This is a genomic window from Bacillus thuringiensis (assembly GCF_001595725.1).
Classification (GTDB): Bacteria; Bacillota; Bacilli; order Bacillales; family Bacillaceae_G; genus Bacillus_A; species Bacillus_A thuringiensis_K.
The window spans coordinates 1958855-1975338 of sequence record NZ_CP014282.1 but is presented as its reverse complement, the minus strand read 5'-3'; the positions used below and the strand labels follow the sequence as shown (position 1 = coordinate 1975338).

Sequence of the window (16484 nt, the reverse complement as noted above, 5' to 3'; positions counted from 1 at the left end):
CTTTCTCACCCCTTCGTTACACATAGCGCTTCCCATTCTTCACGAATCATGCCCATTCGAATAGAATCATAGTATGTTCCGTTATAATAACGACACTTTCGCATTCTACCTTCTAAGCTCATTCCTATTTTCTCCGCTACTTTCATCATTCGTTCATTACCAGACCAAGTCGTGAGCCCTACTCTACCAATTTCCATCTTTTCAAATAATAAATCTCGATATAACGTTAACACTTCTGTACCGTAGCCACCATTCCAGTAAGTTGGATTATAAATAACAATTCCCATCTCCAACCAACGCGTCGGTTTATGCTCCCAATAAAATCCGACCGTCCCTATAATTTGACCGTTATTTTCTATAATTAAATTTGACAGTGGTTCTTCTTGCAAACGAGTTTGCATCTTCTCTTTATAGGAAGAGTATTCTTGCATTGAGAACGGGAAATATGGCGCATCCCATTTCTTCCATTCTGGGCTTTCTTCTTTAAATATGATATTCCATAATGTTTTTATATCCGATTCTTCTATTGTACGAATTGTAACTTTCTTCCCCTTTAATACAACGTTTTGCATAATTCCCTCCTGCATTCCTCTTTATTTCATATATAATTATAATATTTTTTCAGAAAAATCAAAACTAATATCATTTATTATATTGTATAATTTTGTTATTAGATACCAATTATTGATTTAGAAAGCTGGTGATTCAGTGAAGAATCGATTTAGTATTGCTTTATTTCTCACTATTGTTACGACAAATATTATTCTATATTTCTTCTTACCATCAAATATTGTTACGAAATGGGACTTTAATGGAACGCCTACATCAACAATGGATAAAAGCACTTTTGTAATCGTAAATATAATTATATGTTCCTTCTTATTCTTTGTATTTTTAGCTTTATCTAAAGCAGCGAGTAACCAGAAATTTCTCCATTGGATCGGCAACACAATGTTACTATTCTTATTTTTTGTCGATATTGTCATCGCCCTCATCGCTCTTGGCTTTTCACTTCCTCTTGATCATTTCATATTTTTAGCATTAGGGCTTTTATTTATATTAATAGGTTATTTCAGTTCCAAAATTGATACGACTAAATCAACCGTTTCATTAGAATGGAATGATAAGCACCTTGAAAAAAGAGCTTCAAATATTAGTAGTATTTCAATGATGATAGCAGGTATTTTTTTAGCGATACTTCCTTTTATCGTTTCTGCTCCCTATAGAGGTTATGCTATACTAGCAATTCTTTTAGGAATGAAGCTTATCATTCTGCCGAGTACGATTTATTTACTTATTAAAGACAGCAAGCAATCTACTCCTTTAAAAAAATAGGAGGTTATATCCCTCCTATTTCAGCTTAATGTTTTATTTTTCACTTTTTCTATCTCAACTAAAATCCCTTTCTCTATCCAACCCTCTACGCCATCTTTTTAATTAAATCATATCCTGAACAGCTATCATCAATGAGAGAAACGATATCTCCCTTCCTAACGCTTATTTGCGCACAAGAAATATCGGTTTTCACTGTATATTCACCTGACTTAAGTTGTTTCATATATTCATTTTTTACAGTGAGCACATTATTCGTTTCCTTTTGTTTACATACGGTGTAATCTTGCATCTTCTCGATAGGCTCTATGTAATAATACGGATATGTCACTCCGCCCTGCATTTCTGAATTCGCATTAAAATCCGCTATTACTTCGTACTCTGGAAAATAGTCTACATATGTATAAGAAAACGTATCGCCCGTTTGTTTCCTCTGAATAATAAATACGTTTAATTGCCCTGCTTCTTTAATTGCATTTCCTCCATCAATTGCAATAATTTTTTTCTCCTTATCAATAACTGGATTATTAGACGGCGCTTCTTCAGAATAGTTCACGACAGGCCAATGACCGACTATTACATACTTATTTGCTTTATGTGATTGATTGAAAAACTCCGGCATTGCTATCGCATTTTTGCGCTCAGTTTCTTTCCAATCTACTCTATCTTCTAGACCGGCATGCACAAAAATATAATCTTCTGTTTCAATCGCTGTTGGCAACTCTGTTAGCCAATATAGTTCTTGTGAAAATTCACTTAACAATGCTTCTTTCACTTCACGAATTGAAGTGCCCTCATGAACTGAAAAACCCAATTGCTCTAGCCATTCATTAAAAATTGAATGCTTCCTCGTACATAAATAATTAATAAGACCAGGATTTTCATTTAGAAGAGCATCAACTAAAACTTCACAATTCCCTTCAACAACGTGAACCTTTGAATTGTTCTTTACAAGATTCATAACGTAGTTTACTACGCCTACGCTATCTCGTCCTTTCTCGCAAAGATCTCCATTAATAATTAAATAATCTTCATCTTTAAAGTTAACTTTATGTAGTGCTTCTTTTAAAAGATTTAATTCTCCATGAATATCAGATATGACGATAACTCTAGCATCATTAGGGATTGATAGTTTCTTTATTTTTTTCAAATATAAGCGCTCCAATCATCCTCTTTATTAAATTAAAACAATTCGACAAAATACACTATATAACCTTTTCAAATACATATACCATAACTTACAACCTATTTACGGTTCAATAATAACTTAAAAAATAAGAAGAAGCTGTTCCCAACTTTTGCAGGACAGCTTCTTCTTATTTTTTTATAATTCTTTATAAAAAGAATAACTCACCTTATCATACCCTTCTCTTTCATAAAAACGATGAGCATCAATTCTTGAAAATGCTGACGTGAGGACGATAGACTCACATCCGTTTTCCTTTCCCCAGTTCTCTATATACGAAAGTAATACTTTCCCATGTCCTTTTGAACGATGTGCTTCTGCTGTTACAAGGTCATATACGAAAACGTGTTTCTTATTATAAAAGTTCGTACAAATCGCTACACCTGCAAGGCTAACAACTTCATCATTCTCATTACGCAGCGAAAATAGTTTATAATTTTCTTCTTTCATATTTCGAAATAAAGAGCTTGTTTCCTCTTTTGAAAGTTTCATTCGTAATTGCTGTAAAACAGGTAATACTTCATGTAATTGCTCTTCTGTTACTACTTCTTTAACATTCATTTTTAACTCTCCTCTAACTATTTATTTAATTTTCTAAATGTTATATCATTATTATAGAAAGTAACTGCCCTTAACTTAAGTGACAGTTTAAGTGTTTTTTATAAGGCCAGTTTTAAAGGAGAGTTTTATATGGATTTTACTATCCCATTGCAATTACAAAGTAACACACCTATTTACTTGCAAATTTACGAATATATAAAAGCTGAAATTATACAAGGGACTATTTCTGTTGGCACACGTCTACCCTCACACAGAAATTTAGCATCACAACTTAATATTAGCCGCATTACTGTTGAATCAGCTTATCAACAGTTATTAGCTGAAGGTTATGCAGAAAGTAAACCGAAACGTGGTATTTTTGTAGCAAATTTCGATATTGACGTTATCCCAAATAACAAACGAAATGCAGCAAAGAAGACGAACAATTTGATAGAAGAAAAATTTGAATATGATTGTAGCCAAGGGCTTATTGATCAAAATACATTTCCGATTACAAATTGGAAACGAGCATTACAAGAATCCATACTTACATACGAAAATGCACTATTTGCCAAAGAAGATCCTCAAGGTGAATTCGCTCTTCGAGAGCATATATCAACATATTTATATCATTCTCGCGGTGTACATTCTTCACCTGATCAAATTGTGATCGGCGCCGGTACACAGCCACTTCTCTGGCTACTACTTCAACTGCTTGGCCCTACAAAAGAATACGGCATTGAAAACCCTGGATTTCATCGTATACACGCAATTATTAAAAGCTGTGATAGACAAATTCATCCCATACCATTGGATGAAAAAGGGATTGATATTTCTAGTTTATACAATACAAATTCCAATGTCGCATACGTTACACCATCACACCAATTTCCACTCGGGATTATTATGCCTTTATCTAGAAGATTAGAATTGTTAAAGTGGGCTAATGATTGCAATGGATACATTATTGAAGATGACTATGACGGAGAGTTTCGCTACGCTGGTAAGCCAATTCCTTCTTTACAAAGTCTTGATTCAAATGAACGCGTTATTTATATGGGGACTTTCTCAAAATCTTTTTTACCTTCTTTACGAATGGGATATGTTGTTTTACCACCACACCTTTTAAAGATATATCAAGAACTGCATGGAATTTTCAAACAAACAGTCGCTACAATACAACAACTTGCTTTTGCTAACTTTATACAAAACAGGAATTGGGAACGTCACCTTAATCGGAGTCGTACACTATATAAAAGAAAACATCATACGTTAGTAAAATCCATTACGAAAGAAATGGGGGCTAATGTTCAAATTCTTGGCGAACAGTCCGGACTTCATATTGTCTTATGTGTAAATAACAGTATGAATGAAAATGAACTGATTGAATCCGCTAAAAAACAAAGCGTTAAATTATACCCACTTTCTCCATATGATTTCGTGAATGATTTACGTGAGGAATCATACGTATTACTCGGCTTTGGTAGTATTCCGGAAAATAAAATTGAAACGTTGGCTATATTATTGAAAGACGCTTGGTTCCCTAGTTGCAAGGAAACTTGTTAACAGTGGGTTTAACTTGTAACATGTTAACAACTCAACAAAATAAAAAAGAAGGCTGTTCCAAAATAACTTTTTGGACAGCCTTCTTCTAGTTATTCACCTGACCTAGCTTTCCTTCCCGGACGTTTCACACCAGTCGTTTCTGTTGAATAGGAAGCTTCAATTATAGCGGTTGGATCTACAGAGAGAACGAGATCTTTCATTTTCGGATAAATGAATCGGTTTGTAATGCAATAAATGATTCTCTTATGCTCCCCTAAAAAACCACCTTCTCCATGTAGATACGTAACAGATAGTTGCAATTCTTTCATAAGTAAATCGCCTATTTCTTTATTCTTACCAGAAATAATCATAACGCTCTTACCTTGATTAATACCATCTAGTATAAAATCAATCATCTTCGTAACAATATAGAAAATTGCTAACGAGAACATCGCTTGTTCGATTGAAAATAAAATGGCAACAAAGATGAAAATAACTGCATTTACTGCAAGTAAAAATGTACTAATCGGTACATTAAAGTGTTTATTCATCCAAACTGCTAACATTTCTGAACCGTCAATTGCTCCACCCATTTTAACAACAATCCCAACACCAATTCCAAACAGTACTCCACCATAAAGTACAATTAATAACTCAGAAGTCGTAATTGCTGGAAATGGTTTTAAATAAATTAATCCGAGTGTTGTAACTACATTCGCATAAGATGTACGGATAAAAAATTTCTTTCCCATTACTTTTGCAGTAAATAATAAAATTGGGATATTAATTCCTAAGAACACACCATAAAGCGGTAATCCTGCGACTTTATTTGCCATAATAGCAATAGCCGTTACCCCGCCATCTACTAATCCATTAGGTGCTAAAATAAGCTCTAATGAACCTGCTACTATAATTGAGCCAATTGTTAATAATACGTATTCAAATACTTTCTTCATTCATTACCCCCAAAACTTATATATTTTCTTAGTATTATTTTAACGTAAATTTACTACTAATTCAAAGGTATCGATTTATATACAGAAAAGTTTCACCTTTATCGCTATTTTTATGTACTACATGTAACGCGTAATACTAAAAACACACTTACCAATTAAAAGTAAGTGTGTTTTTAACATCTATTTAATCTTTACGTACGGCTTCATTTTTAATTTGAATATTTCCTCAACTGCCCTTTGGTATCCACCAGCATTTCTAAGCGACTCTCCCACTTTACGACTATTTTCCTTAAACGTCACATCATCCATTACTTTCTTTACAGTCTCACGTAACAATTCAGAAGTTAACTCGTTACGATTAAGTGTTATGCCTGCCCCTACTTCAGCCAATCGTTTTGCAACGAATGGCTGATCCCCTGTTACCGGAATTACAACTAATGGAACACCATAATATAACGCTTCACTCGAACTATTCATACCACCATGTGTCACGAATACATCAGCATGCTGTAAAACTTCTAATTGGGAGACATAATTATACAATTTAAAGTTTTTCGGGATATTTTCAAATTGACTTATATTTATCTTCTTACCAACGACTAATACGACTGTCGCATCAACATCTTTAAACGCTTCAAAACATTTTTCATATAGACCAGGTTGTTCATTAAAAACTGTTCCCATAGAAATGAAAATCACTTTTTCATTTTTTAAATCTTCGGTAGGAAAATTCCCCACTTCTTTTCGAGTAGCAATTGATGGACCTACAAATTTATACGATTCATCAAATACATCTGAACGTGGCTGATATTCTTTTGAAGTATATACAATCGTAATATCACCAGGATGGTTCATAATATCATACATACTATTACATTTCATTCCATACTGCTTATTCCATCTTTCCATTCCCGCTAAACAAGATTGATATAATGGATCCATTTCATCTACTTGTCTCGATTCTTGCTCATCATGAAAATTAATGTACTGATTAACAGCAAACGTTGTACAGGATGAAACGCTTGGTAATTGTAAAATATTCGCTATAATACGTCCTACTGGAAAATGATTATCATATATTAAATAATCGTATTTTTCCTCTTTTGTTTCTTCTACAATTTGAGTAACAATACGCTCTGATGCTTCAATCATATGAGATAGCATCGTCAAAGGGCTCCCACCTTCATTTACTCGTTCCATAATATTAATTTGAGAGAGAAAATTCTCAAACACTCGGAATTCCACACCTGTTGCTTCAACCTTCTTTCTATAATCTTCAATACAATAAGAAACAACTGTTTCCCCTCGCTGAATTAACTCACTTACAATAGCTAAAGTCGGATTAATATGACCTTCCCCAGGAAAATTTATTACGAGTACATTTGCCATAACATTCTCTCCTATCCAATTAATATAATAAAATTAACAATTAATTATATTAATTAATTTAAGTCTATTATAAATGAATGCATTCTACTTCTTCATGCTTTTCTCTTCATTTTATTATTGAGAAATATTTTCTATAGTCTACATTATTGTGATTCACAATCTTATAAATGAATGCTTAATTTTACTTTTACTCTTCATAGATTTAAAGATACGAGTCTTACATTCAAGTATTACCACCATTATTTTTAGACAATTCATACAAAAATAGAGAAATATAATATTTTTAATGAGTTTTCACTATAAATGTAAGTATGCTTTCAATCTTTTTATCTTTATCCTCATAACTCATCATCTGCTATATAATGAATTTATAGAATTTACAGAAAAAGAAGCGCATGCCTTTAAAAGTGGTTACGAAACAATTATGTCTATTCCTCACTTAGAAGAATATAGACAGCCTTATCGTTATTTATACCGACTGTTATCTGTGCAAGGTAATGTGGAATTAAAGAAATGGTTAAGTCACCCATCCTATTTTTAAATACAAATGAGAGGGAGTATACAATGGATATTCAGAAAAAGCGTTCTGTAACAGAAAGTGAAATACAGCAAATGAAGGATTTGGCTTATATTTGTGGGCAACAAGACAATCTTGATTACTCTTCAGATTTACATATCAACTTTTTAAAAAATCGAAATGAAGATTATATAAACGATTTTCTTCTTTATAACGGTACTCAATTAATTGGTGCTTTAAATATGTATGATTTCGAAAGACCAACAAAGCTTGAACTAATAGGCTTTGTACATCCTCATTTTAGAAAACAACGTTTCGGAACTATCCTTTTACAAACTGCAATGAAAGAAATACAAAATAGAGAGACAGATGAAGCTCTTCTTATTATTAATGGGGATTCTATTTCTGGGAATGAATTTGTAAAACATATGAAGTTACCATATTTATATAGTGAATATAGTATGGAGTTCAAAACAAACGAAATTCAAAAAACAACAGATAATAATATACAGCTTACTCTTACACCTTCAGAATCACTTCTTGATCTTATTGAAATTTCTAGTAAAGCTTTTGGTGATTCAGTAGAAAATACGGCTACATGGTTACAAAAAATGATGAATTCATCTTCCCATCAAGTTTACAGTGCCCTTATTGCTGGAAAAGTGATAGGAACAATTACAGTTTCTAAACAAGAGCAATCTACTACACTATCAGGATTCGCCGTTCATCCTTCTTATCAAGGTAAAGGATACGGAAAAGATATTCTTTGTAATATAGTACATACTCTTATTACAGAAGGAGTTTCAACAATTGAGTTAGACGTCGAAACGAAAAATATCCACGCTTTAAAACTATATACACAATGTGGTTTTGAAATTAACACGAGGCATGACTATTATAATTTAATTAATTTTTAGGTGAATACATATGTTAAAAAAACAATTTATTCTAATTATGATATTTTAGCAGACATCTATAATAAACATTGGGGACATTTTGTTGAATACTCCTATCCAGCCTCGTTTTACAAGATGCTCTTCCCTACTCTCGTATATTAGATCTTTGTTGCGGGACTGGTCATCTCTGCCGGTGATAGTTTAATTTAGTTGAACTAAAAAGTGTGTTTCACAAAGTTTACTCCGTATTACATAACGAGGGTATATTCGCATTTGATATGAATAAAAAAATAAAAAAACTGAATCGAAATGATTCAGTTTTTTCTTAATATATTTACAACTGCAGTTGTTTCGTCATTTTCTTTATAGACACGCGGAATTCTTCTATCTAGCATACATGTAACTTCATAGTTTATTGTACCTAACATATCCGCTATTTCTTCTACTGCGATATTTTCTTCACCTTGTTTACCGTAGAATACTACTTCGTCTCCTACTTGTACTGGCATCGCTTTTGAAACATCCAACATTAACTGATCCATACAAACACGGCCAATAACAGGTACTCGAACCCCATTAATTAACGCATAGCCTTTATTAGATAATTGACGATTATAACCATCAGCATAACCAATTGGTACAGTCGCAATCCATTCTTCACCAGTTGTTACATACGTATTCCCATAACTTACACCACGATTCTTCTTCGCATGTTTAATATGAGCTACTTTTGATTTTAACGACAACGCAGGCTGTAAAGAAACGACTGAATGATCCACTTCTTTTGATGGATACATACCGTACACTCCTATTCCAACGCGTACCATATTTTGAAATGTGTTACTTAATTCCATTGATCCCGCACTATTTGAACTATGAATATATGGTATTTGAATTCCTAATTCTTTCGCTGTATTAACAGCCTTTTCAAATAAACTTGTTTGCATATTCGTATATGATTTATCGATTTCATCTGCTGTAGAGTAATGCGTAAATATCCCTACTACCTCTACATACTCCATACGGTTTAATTCTTCTAAAAATGGTTTAACTTCTTCTTCTTGTAAACCGATACGACTCATTCCTGTATCAATTTTCACTTGAATTTGTACTTTCTTTTGAAGACGGTTTGCAATTTCATTTATACCATGTAAATCTTCCACTCTATAAACAGTCATCATAACGTCATATTGAATTACATCTTCTACAGCCGCTACTGGTGTGTATCCTAAAATTAAAATTGGTACAGTAATTCCTGCTTCTCTTAATTCTATTGCTTCATCTACAAATGCAACTGCAAGTTGATGTATTCCCGCTTCAATTGCAGCTTTGGCAACTTCAACTGCCCCATGGCCATACCCATTCGCTTTTACAGCAGCCATCATCTTAATTTCTTCATCATTTACATGTTTTTTAAATTCTTTTACATTATGTTTTACAGCATTTAAGTCAATTTCTACAATTGTATCTCTTCCATATTTCAAACTCATTGGTCTAACTCCTAACTCAATAATTGCATTCCATTCTATTTCACGTTTCATATGACCTTTTACAATATAATACTTTTCATTATGCTAGTCAAACTACTAGAATTTTCGGAATTTTGAGTATGATATAATATCCTCAAGAAACTATTATATACGGAGACGAGGAGAATTACAATGTTTGTTCAATCTGCATTGCATCAACTAAAAGTTGCTATTGATACTTCTATTTATATGCTTAACCAATATAGTGAAAACGATTTAAAAATACAACTTTGTACATAAGTCTTTACATCCCGTCCAAATGATTCGTATCATTAATGAAATGCACCGTTTTTTGTTCACCCTCAATTTCAATTAAACTTATTCCCGTATCTCCCATTTTGAAATAGTAGTCCATTGAAATTGGCATTTTGAAAAATGCACGTAATAGACTATTAATTACGCCTCCATGGGCAACAATTGCAATTCGGTCATATGTATTCTCTGTCACGATTTTAGAAAAGATTCCTTCTATTCTCATTCGAAACTCAATAAACGATTCCCCGTTTTCAAAACGATCATGAAGAAACTTTGGTTCTGGATATTTCTTTGCTTCTTCAAATGATAAGCCTGCTTGCACTCCATTATTAAACTCCATTAATTCCTCTTCTAATTGAATTGGACAACCAATTGCTTCTGCTAATGTTTCACCCGTTTCACGAGCGCGTTTTAATGTGCTTGCCCAAATGAAATCTGGTGCAAAATCTTTTTTCACTTTCTGTACAAGTTTTTGTACTTGTTGTCTCCCTTTTTCAGTTAACTCAAAATCAGCTCGTCCTTCATGCACATGTAAAATATCAGCTTCTGATTCTCCGTGGCGTATTAGTAGTATTTGCATGTTTCTCTCCCCCTTTATTTAACATTCATAAAATTCCATTATATCACATTTTAAGATTCCAAAATAAAAAAGGAACGGTCTCCCGTCCCTCATCCATTCACTTTTTCCGCATCATTCCAATAATATTTACTAAACGCTTCTGTTAACACATCAATTGTGTTATATAATTCATCTAACGTATTATCAACACCACCAACTTCAATTAACATCGCATTTTTCGATAAATCTTGATTATAAACGCCATTTCCATCTTTTTTATACTTTGGAAAAATCCCTCTACTTAATCCGTAATAGTTTTCATCTAAATAACTATTGATCGCTCTTGCAATTTTTTCATTTTCAGCACGGCCTTCATTTTCCATCCCAATTATAAAATATAATCTTGCATACGATTTTCCGTTAATTACTTTTGTTGTTACTTTCTTACGCTGATCGTCACGGTGTATATCAATCGGAAACGCAATTTTATTATTTTGTGCTAATGCCTCTTTTACATATTCATGAGACGCTTTATATGACTGATACCATACCCACTTTTTACTCGCTAATAAATCACCCATATTCGTTTTATCATGAACTACCGGAATTCCTTGTCCTTCAAGTTGCTCTTTCATACGTTTCCCTAGTAAAGACACATTTACATCTGGGCTAGATGGATCAGTTGCCCCTGGTAATAATGGAAAGAAGGATTCCCAGCTATGTGTATGATAAATATATACTGCACTTTCACCTTTTTTCGCTCCGTTCTTTTTCTGAACCGGATTATTCTTTTCCGCTTCTGTAACTTTATCTTTTGCTATTTCACGTTCTTTCGTTACTTCTTCAATCGGTACACTAGATTCATTTGGGATATTCGTCAAGTTTGTCCCTTCCCCAGCTACGATAATATTAGAATAATACTTTGACATACCTGGTACTTCTTTACCGACGAATGTTCTTAAATCTTTAATTTTCAAATCTGTCGCGATAGAGAACATTAAATTCCCAACTGACTCTCTTTTATTCTTCTTAAAATAATCAAATCCGTAATAGCGATTCTCACTTTCTATCATTTGAACAAAACCTTGCATCGATACTTTTCCAAACCATTGATTTGCATAATTCGATTTCATTGTATGTAAAAATGACGTCAAAATCGACGCTATCATAATTACTATTAGCGCATATAAAAGGAGTAACGAAATCAGTTTCTTCCCATGTATTCGAGTTGCATACTTTTTCACTGCATCACCTTCTTTATACATGGATATGTACAAGCTTTTCGGAATATACGCAAAAAAAAGAGAAATGGTATCCCATTTCTCTTCCTCACTTTTATTGTTCTTTTCCTGTATCATTTGAAGGTAGTTTCTTCGCTTGTTTTTCTTTAAATATTTCTCCAATTGCCCCAAGAGTACCAAGTGTTTCAATTGCATTAGACGGAATAAAGACTTTATTTGCTGGTCCTTTTGCAACTTCAGCTAATGATTCAAATGATTTGTAAGCAAGTATACGCTCATCCAAATTCGCTTCACGAAGCAATTCAATACGATTTTGTTCTGCTTTTGCGATTTCTTCAATTGCTCGTGCTTCCCCTTGTGCTTCTAATTCTTTTGCTTCTTTTATACCTTCAGCTTCGCGAATACGCGCTTCTTTATCCCCTTCAGCCATCAAGATTTTACTTTGCTTTTCCCCTTCAGCGCGAAGGACTTTATCTTGTTTTGCTGCTTCAGCTTCTAAAATAATCGCACGTTTATTACGCTCAGCCTTCATTTGTTTTTCCATTGATGCTTGCACATCTTTTGGCGGGTTAATATCAACAACTTCGACACGTTCAATACGTACGCCCCATTTTTCTGTTGCTTCATCAAGCGCTAAGCGGATTTCTGTTGAAATTTTTTCACGACCAGATAACGTTTCATCTAGTTCCATTTTACCGATGATTTGACGCATCGTTGCTGAAGTAATATTACGAACACCATATTCATAGTTTGAAATACCATATGTCGCAAGTTCTGGTTCAACAATTTGATAGAAAATAATTGTATCAATTTCTACTTGAACATTATCTTTCGTAATTACCTTTTGCGGTGGTACATTCGTTTGTTGAATGCGTAAGTCATGATATACACGAACACGATCTACAATTGGTATTAAAATATTTAACCCTGGGTGCATGATACGTTGAAACTTACCAAATCTTTCAACAACCCCAACTTTTTGCTGAGGAATAATTTTAATTGTTAATGCGATAAATGTAACTACAATTAGTGCGAATATAATCGTTAACGTTAATGCTACCATATTTATTCACTCTCCTTTTTCACTTGTAATATAGTACTATGTCTCTTTATAACAACGACTTTTTCTCCAGCATCAATTGAAGAATCTGCAATAGCTGTCCAAGTATCTCCATCCACTTTCACAATACCATTCGCTTCATTTGTAATCGCTTGCATAACGATCCCTTTTTTACCAACAAGCATATCTACTGTATCAGTAAATCCTTTTGCTTCTCGAAAGTTTTTTGAAATTCTTTTCGTAAAGAATGTCAAAGTTAAACTTACAATTGCACCAACAGTAACTTGTAACAGTAGTGCATCAGGAGCAAACAAAGCAATAAGACCTCCGACAACAGCTCCAATTCCAAGCCAAAGCATGTAAAATGTAATCGACAACATTTCTGCGATAAATAAAATACCAGCTATTATAAACCAAATTACCCAAGCAGCCATATGCAACCCTCGCTTTCTTTCTCATTTTCTATATGTATATGAAGAAAAGAATGGTTTATCCGCCCTTTCTTACACTCGGGCGTTCGCTACAAGCTATTGTACATATTCACTGTTACAATGATCATTAATATAATACTATATCAATATATTCTTCATTATACATGAAAATCCCTTTCAAAAAGTGACAAAAAATTAAATTCTTTAAAAATTTTAATTTTTAAATTACAATTATTCTAATTACTAAATACTATTTTTTATAGAGGTGATATTCTTATTGAGAAACCTGTCACTAATCTACTATTTAGGTTCAAAAATATGCATTACTCTCGCTGACATCGTATATGTAATGATTATTACAACTCATATTTATATAGCAACTAAATCAGCTACTATTACTGCTCTTTTTCCATTATTACAAGTTATCACAAATCTAATTGCTAACATCTCTGCACCACTTATAATAAAACGTTTTCCATCTTATACGTTGTTATATACGCTCCAATGGCTGAAAACAGTCTTTTTACTATTATTAATGATTTTGTTCCCGGTCTTATCCACAAACATTATAGCTCTATTAACTTTTATTTTTGTCATTTCATTATGTAGTGGGTGGAGTGCTCCATTATTATATGGTATTCTTCCGCGCCTTACACCGAAAGAAAAATTAGTAAAAGTAAATAGTATCTTTTCCTTTTCAACACAAATTGTGCAAGCCGTTGCTTATTCATTTACGAGTATTGTCGTTCTTCTCATTGGTGCTACTTCTACACTCATGATTAATAACATTTTAATGATTTTCGGATGTATTGCATTACATTTTTCATTACGTTCCATACATACTGAAAGAATAGCAGATTCTCCCTCTTCCAAAAGTACTATTTTATTGGAAGGTTGGAAACTCCTATTTCAAAATCCTTCTCTCCGTACCGTTACATATATGGACTTAATCGAAACTTTCGCAGGGACAATATGGATTGGTGCTATTACGATGGCATACGTTACGACTATCCTTCATAAAGGCGAAGAATGGTGGGGATATATTAATACAAGTTATTATGTTGGCACGTTAATCGGTGGTCTATTAGCATGGAAAATGAGTTCCTATATTCAAAACAATTTAATACGATCTATGTCGATTGGCTCTCTTATATTTAGCATTCTTACATTTTTATACGGTATGACGAGCAGCGGATTTATTGCGCTTTTTCTATGTGTTCTAATGGGACCATGTTATCAAATTAGAGATATTTCCCAAACGACTGTTTTACAATCAAGTGTCGCCCCTGCTTTATTATCCAAAATGTATACAGCACATGGTGCACTTCTTTCAACAGCCTCTGGACTATCTATGCTTAGCATTGGCATTATTACTGATATGTTCGGTGTTCGTACAATTTATATCATCGCTTCTATTCTTATTTTATGTTCCGCTTGTTTATCTTTTAGTTTATTAAAATATCATAAGACAGAGCAGAACGATATTTCACTTTAATCACTAAAACAAAGAGGACAGGGATTCCTGTCCTCTTTGTTTATTCTATTCATGATAAGTTGGGGATTTTTCTATGCTTTGTCGCTTGTTCAAAAGCATAACCTAGCTTAATTAATATCCCTTCACTAAAGGCAGTACTTGCAATCGTAATTCCAAAAGGTCTCCCGCTTTCCATATACCCAGCTGGTATTGCTATAGACGGATAACCCGCTTTCGCACATATAGTAGAACCTATATAGGAAGGAAACAGTATCGCATCAAGATTATATTTTTCCAATGCAAAATCAATGCCTTGTTCTTGAGAAAAATATATATCTTCTAATCTCGCATTTAAATATTCTGGATTTCGTAACGTATTTGGAAAGTCTTTTCTTCCCTCTAACTTAGTTTGTCCATATTTTAAAGCTCTTTCTGCTATGTTTTTATTAAACTCCATTAACTCCGAAATAGAATGTATCGGAATAGTAGAAGGTAATTTAGAAAGATAGTTATCTAAACTATGCTTCAGTTCATAAAGCGGAACTCCCCAACTCCATTTTCTATGAAAAGAAGGAATATCAATATTTTCTACTACTGTCGCTCCTTCATTACGTAATACTTGGATCGTTTCCTTAAACAAGTTTTCATCATACTCACCATTTTCGTAATAATCTTTTGGTGCAGCGTTAAACACACCAATCTTCGCTCCATTTAAGCCATTAACATCAAGATATTTTGTATAATCATGCTCTCCCCTACCTTCACTTCTATGAGTAGCAACATCTTTCTCATCTACCCCAATTAAACTCCCTAGCAAAATAGAAGCATCGGTTACCGTTCTAGCAAATGGTCCAGCTGTATCTTGCGAATAAGTAAATGGAATAATTCCTCTACGACTAATTAAACCGACAGTCGGTTTAATACCTACTACAGAATTTTGAACAGCGGGGCTCAAAATAGAAGCATCGGTTTCTGTCCCAACAGATACTACTGTAAAGTTAGCAGCAACTGCTATCGCAGATCCTGTACTAGATCCGCCAACAAACATAGGGTCCTTGCCCGTTCCGTATGGATTGATTGTTTGACCACCTCTTGCACTATATCCAGCCCACATTTCAAAAGACATTGCATTTGCTAATTCTGTCATATTTGTTTTTCCTATTATCACCGCTCCTGCTTCTCGCAGTTGAGTAACGAGAAATGCATCTTCACTGCTTATATTTTGTTCTAGAGCTATTGTACCTGCACTTGTATGCATGGAGTCATTCGTTTCAATATTATCCTTAAGCAAAACAGGTATTCCATGTAATGGACCCCTTATACCTTTTGTCTTTCTTTCATAATCTAACGCTTCTGCAATAAAAATTGCATCTGGATTGATTTCTAAAATTGAATTGATTTTCGGTCCGTCTTGATCATACTTTGCGATTCTATAAAGATAATACATCACTAGCTCTTTTGAAGTTAACTTTCCTGATTCCATTTCATTTTGAATATCTTGAATTGTTAATTCCTTTTTTAAGATTGGATTAAACTGAATTTCCATTTATATTCTCCCTTATATGAAATTTTTT

The 16484-nt window shown here is 33.4% G+C and carries 14 protein-coding genes and 4 pseudogenes; 7 read left to right on the top strand and 11 right to left on the bottom strand.

The window, feature by feature from the left end; all coding sequences use genetic code 11:
• Positions 1-5: 5 nt before the first annotated feature.
• Complete coding sequence (locus tag AXW78_RS10100) at positions 6-572, bottom strand: GNAT family N-acetyltransferase (protein ID WP_061884093.1); 567 nt, start codon at positions 570-572, stop codon at positions 6-8.
• A 136-nt stretch (positions 573-708) separates the two neighbouring features.
• Between AXW78_RS10100 and AXW78_RS10095 the strand changes: the two genes are divergently transcribed.
• Positions 709-1335, top strand: a complete 627-nt coding sequence (locus AXW78_RS10095; RefSeq protein ID WP_061884092.1) for a DUF1648 domain-containing protein — start codon at positions 709-711, stop codon at positions 1333-1335.
• Between the two features lie 20 nt (positions 1336-1355).
• Here AXW78_RS10095 and AXW78_RS10090 read toward each other — a convergent pair.
• Positions 1356-2482: pseudogene (locus tag AXW78_RS10090) on the bottom strand (metallophosphoesterase).
• 174 nt (positions 2483-2656) lie between these two features.
• The gene (locus AXW78_RS10085; protein ID WP_001101112.1) at positions 2657-3079 is read right to left on the bottom strand and encodes a GNAT family N-acetyltransferase; all 423 of its coding nucleotides are present in this window, start codon (positions 3077-3079) and stop codon (positions 2657-2659) included.
• A 129-nt stretch (positions 3080-3208) separates the two neighbouring features.
• On the opposite strand from AXW78_RS10085, the gene AXW78_RS10080 reads away from it, so the two are divergent.
• Positions 3209-4624, top strand: coding sequence for a MocR-like pyridoxine biosynthesis transcription factor PdxR (locus AXW78_RS10080; RefSeq protein WP_000348033.1), 1416 nt, complete (start codon positions 3209-3211; stop codon positions 4622-4624).
• 89 nt (positions 4625-4713) lie between these two features.
• Here the strand turns inward: AXW78_RS10080 and AXW78_RS10075 are convergent, their stop codons facing one another.
• Together AXW78_RS10075 and AXW78_RS10070 are read right to left on the bottom strand one after the other, a co-directional pair.
• Positions 4714-5559 (bottom strand): YitT family protein, encoded by an 846-nt coding sequence (locus AXW78_RS10075; RefSeq protein ID WP_000755126.1) that lies wholly within the window; start codon positions 5557-5559, stop codon positions 4714-4716.
• A 180-nt stretch (positions 5560-5739) separates the two neighbouring features.
• Positions 5740-6948, bottom strand: a complete 1209-nt coding sequence (locus AXW78_RS10070; protein WP_061884091.1) for a macrolide family glycosyltransferase — start codon at positions 6946-6948, stop codon at positions 5740-5742.
• A 379-nt stretch (positions 6949-7327) separates the two neighbouring features.
• Between AXW78_RS10070 and AXW78_RS32015 the strand changes: the two are divergent.
• The 3 genes and pseudogenes from AXW78_RS32015 to AXW78_RS34790 form a co-directional block, all read left to right on the top strand.
• Positions 7328-7489: pseudogene (locus AXW78_RS32015) on the top strand (nitrate reductase); the annotation flags it as partial.
• A 23-nt stretch (positions 7490-7512) separates the two neighbouring features.
• Complete coding sequence (locus tag AXW78_RS10065; RefSeq protein ID WP_061884090.1) at positions 7513-8382, top strand: GNAT family N-acetyltransferase; 870 nt, start codon at positions 7513-7515, stop codon at positions 8380-8382.
• Positions 8383-8645: pseudogene (locus AXW78_RS34790) on the top strand (class I SAM-dependent methyltransferase); the annotation flags it as partial. It abuts the gene before it with no gap.
• A 30-nt stretch (positions 8646-8675) separates the two neighbouring features.
• On the opposite strand, the gene alr reads toward AXW78_RS34790, so the two are convergent.
• Positions 8676-9851 carry an alanine racemase gene (gene alr / locus AXW78_RS10060; RefSeq protein WP_002182683.1) on the bottom strand — a complete coding sequence of 392 codons (1176 nt, stop codon included), beginning with the start codon at positions 9849-9851 and terminating at the stop codon, positions 8676-8678.
• Between the two features lie 171 nt (positions 9852-10022).
• Between alr and AXW78_RS33795 the strand changes: the two are divergent.
• Positions 10023-10118: pseudogene (locus AXW78_RS33795) on the top strand (DinB family protein); the annotation flags it as partial.
• Between the two features lie 16 nt (positions 10119-10134).
• On the opposite strand, the gene AXW78_RS10055 reads toward AXW78_RS33795, so the two are convergent.
• The 4 genes from AXW78_RS10055 to AXW78_RS10040 form a co-directional block, all read right to left on the bottom strand.
• Entirely contained in the window at positions 10135-10725 is a 591-nt protein-coding gene (locus tag AXW78_RS10055; RefSeq protein ID WP_001166446.1) for a histidine phosphatase family protein, read from the bottom strand.
• Between the two features lie 89 nt (positions 10726-10814).
• A complete protein-coding gene (spoIIP, locus tag AXW78_RS10050; protein ID WP_000613903.1) occupies positions 10815-12062 on the bottom strand; it encodes a stage II sporulation protein P in 1248 nt (415 codons plus the stop codon).
• Complete coding sequence (locus AXW78_RS10045) at positions 12040-13008, bottom strand: SPFH domain-containing protein (protein ID WP_000226252.1); 969 nt, start codon at positions 13006-13008, stop codon at positions 12040-12042. The genes spoIIP and AXW78_RS10045 overlap by 23 nt, the downstream gene beginning before the upstream one ends.
• Before the next feature lie 2 nt (positions 13009-13010).
• The gene (locus tag AXW78_RS10040; RefSeq protein WP_000741974.1) at positions 13011-13439 is read right to left on the bottom strand and encodes an NfeD family protein; all 429 of its coding nucleotides are present in this window, start codon (positions 13437-13439) and stop codon (positions 13011-13013) included.
• 274 nt (positions 13440-13713) lie between these two features.
• Between AXW78_RS10040 and AXW78_RS10035 the strand changes: the two genes are divergently transcribed.
• Positions 13714-14931: an MFS transporter gene (locus AXW78_RS10035; RefSeq protein WP_001245221.1), complete on the top strand. Its 1218-nt coding sequence runs from the start codon at positions 13714-13716 to the stop codon at positions 14929-14931.
• 49 nt (positions 14932-14980) lie between these two features.
• Here the strand turns inward: AXW78_RS10035 and AXW78_RS10030 are convergent, their stop codons facing one another.
• Positions 14981-16456 carry an amidase family protein gene (locus AXW78_RS10030; RefSeq protein ID WP_061884089.1) on the bottom strand — a complete coding sequence of 492 codons (1476 nt, stop codon included), beginning with the start codon at positions 16454-16456 and terminating at the stop codon, positions 14981-14983.
• Between the last annotated feature and the right edge of the window lie 28 nt (positions 16457-16484).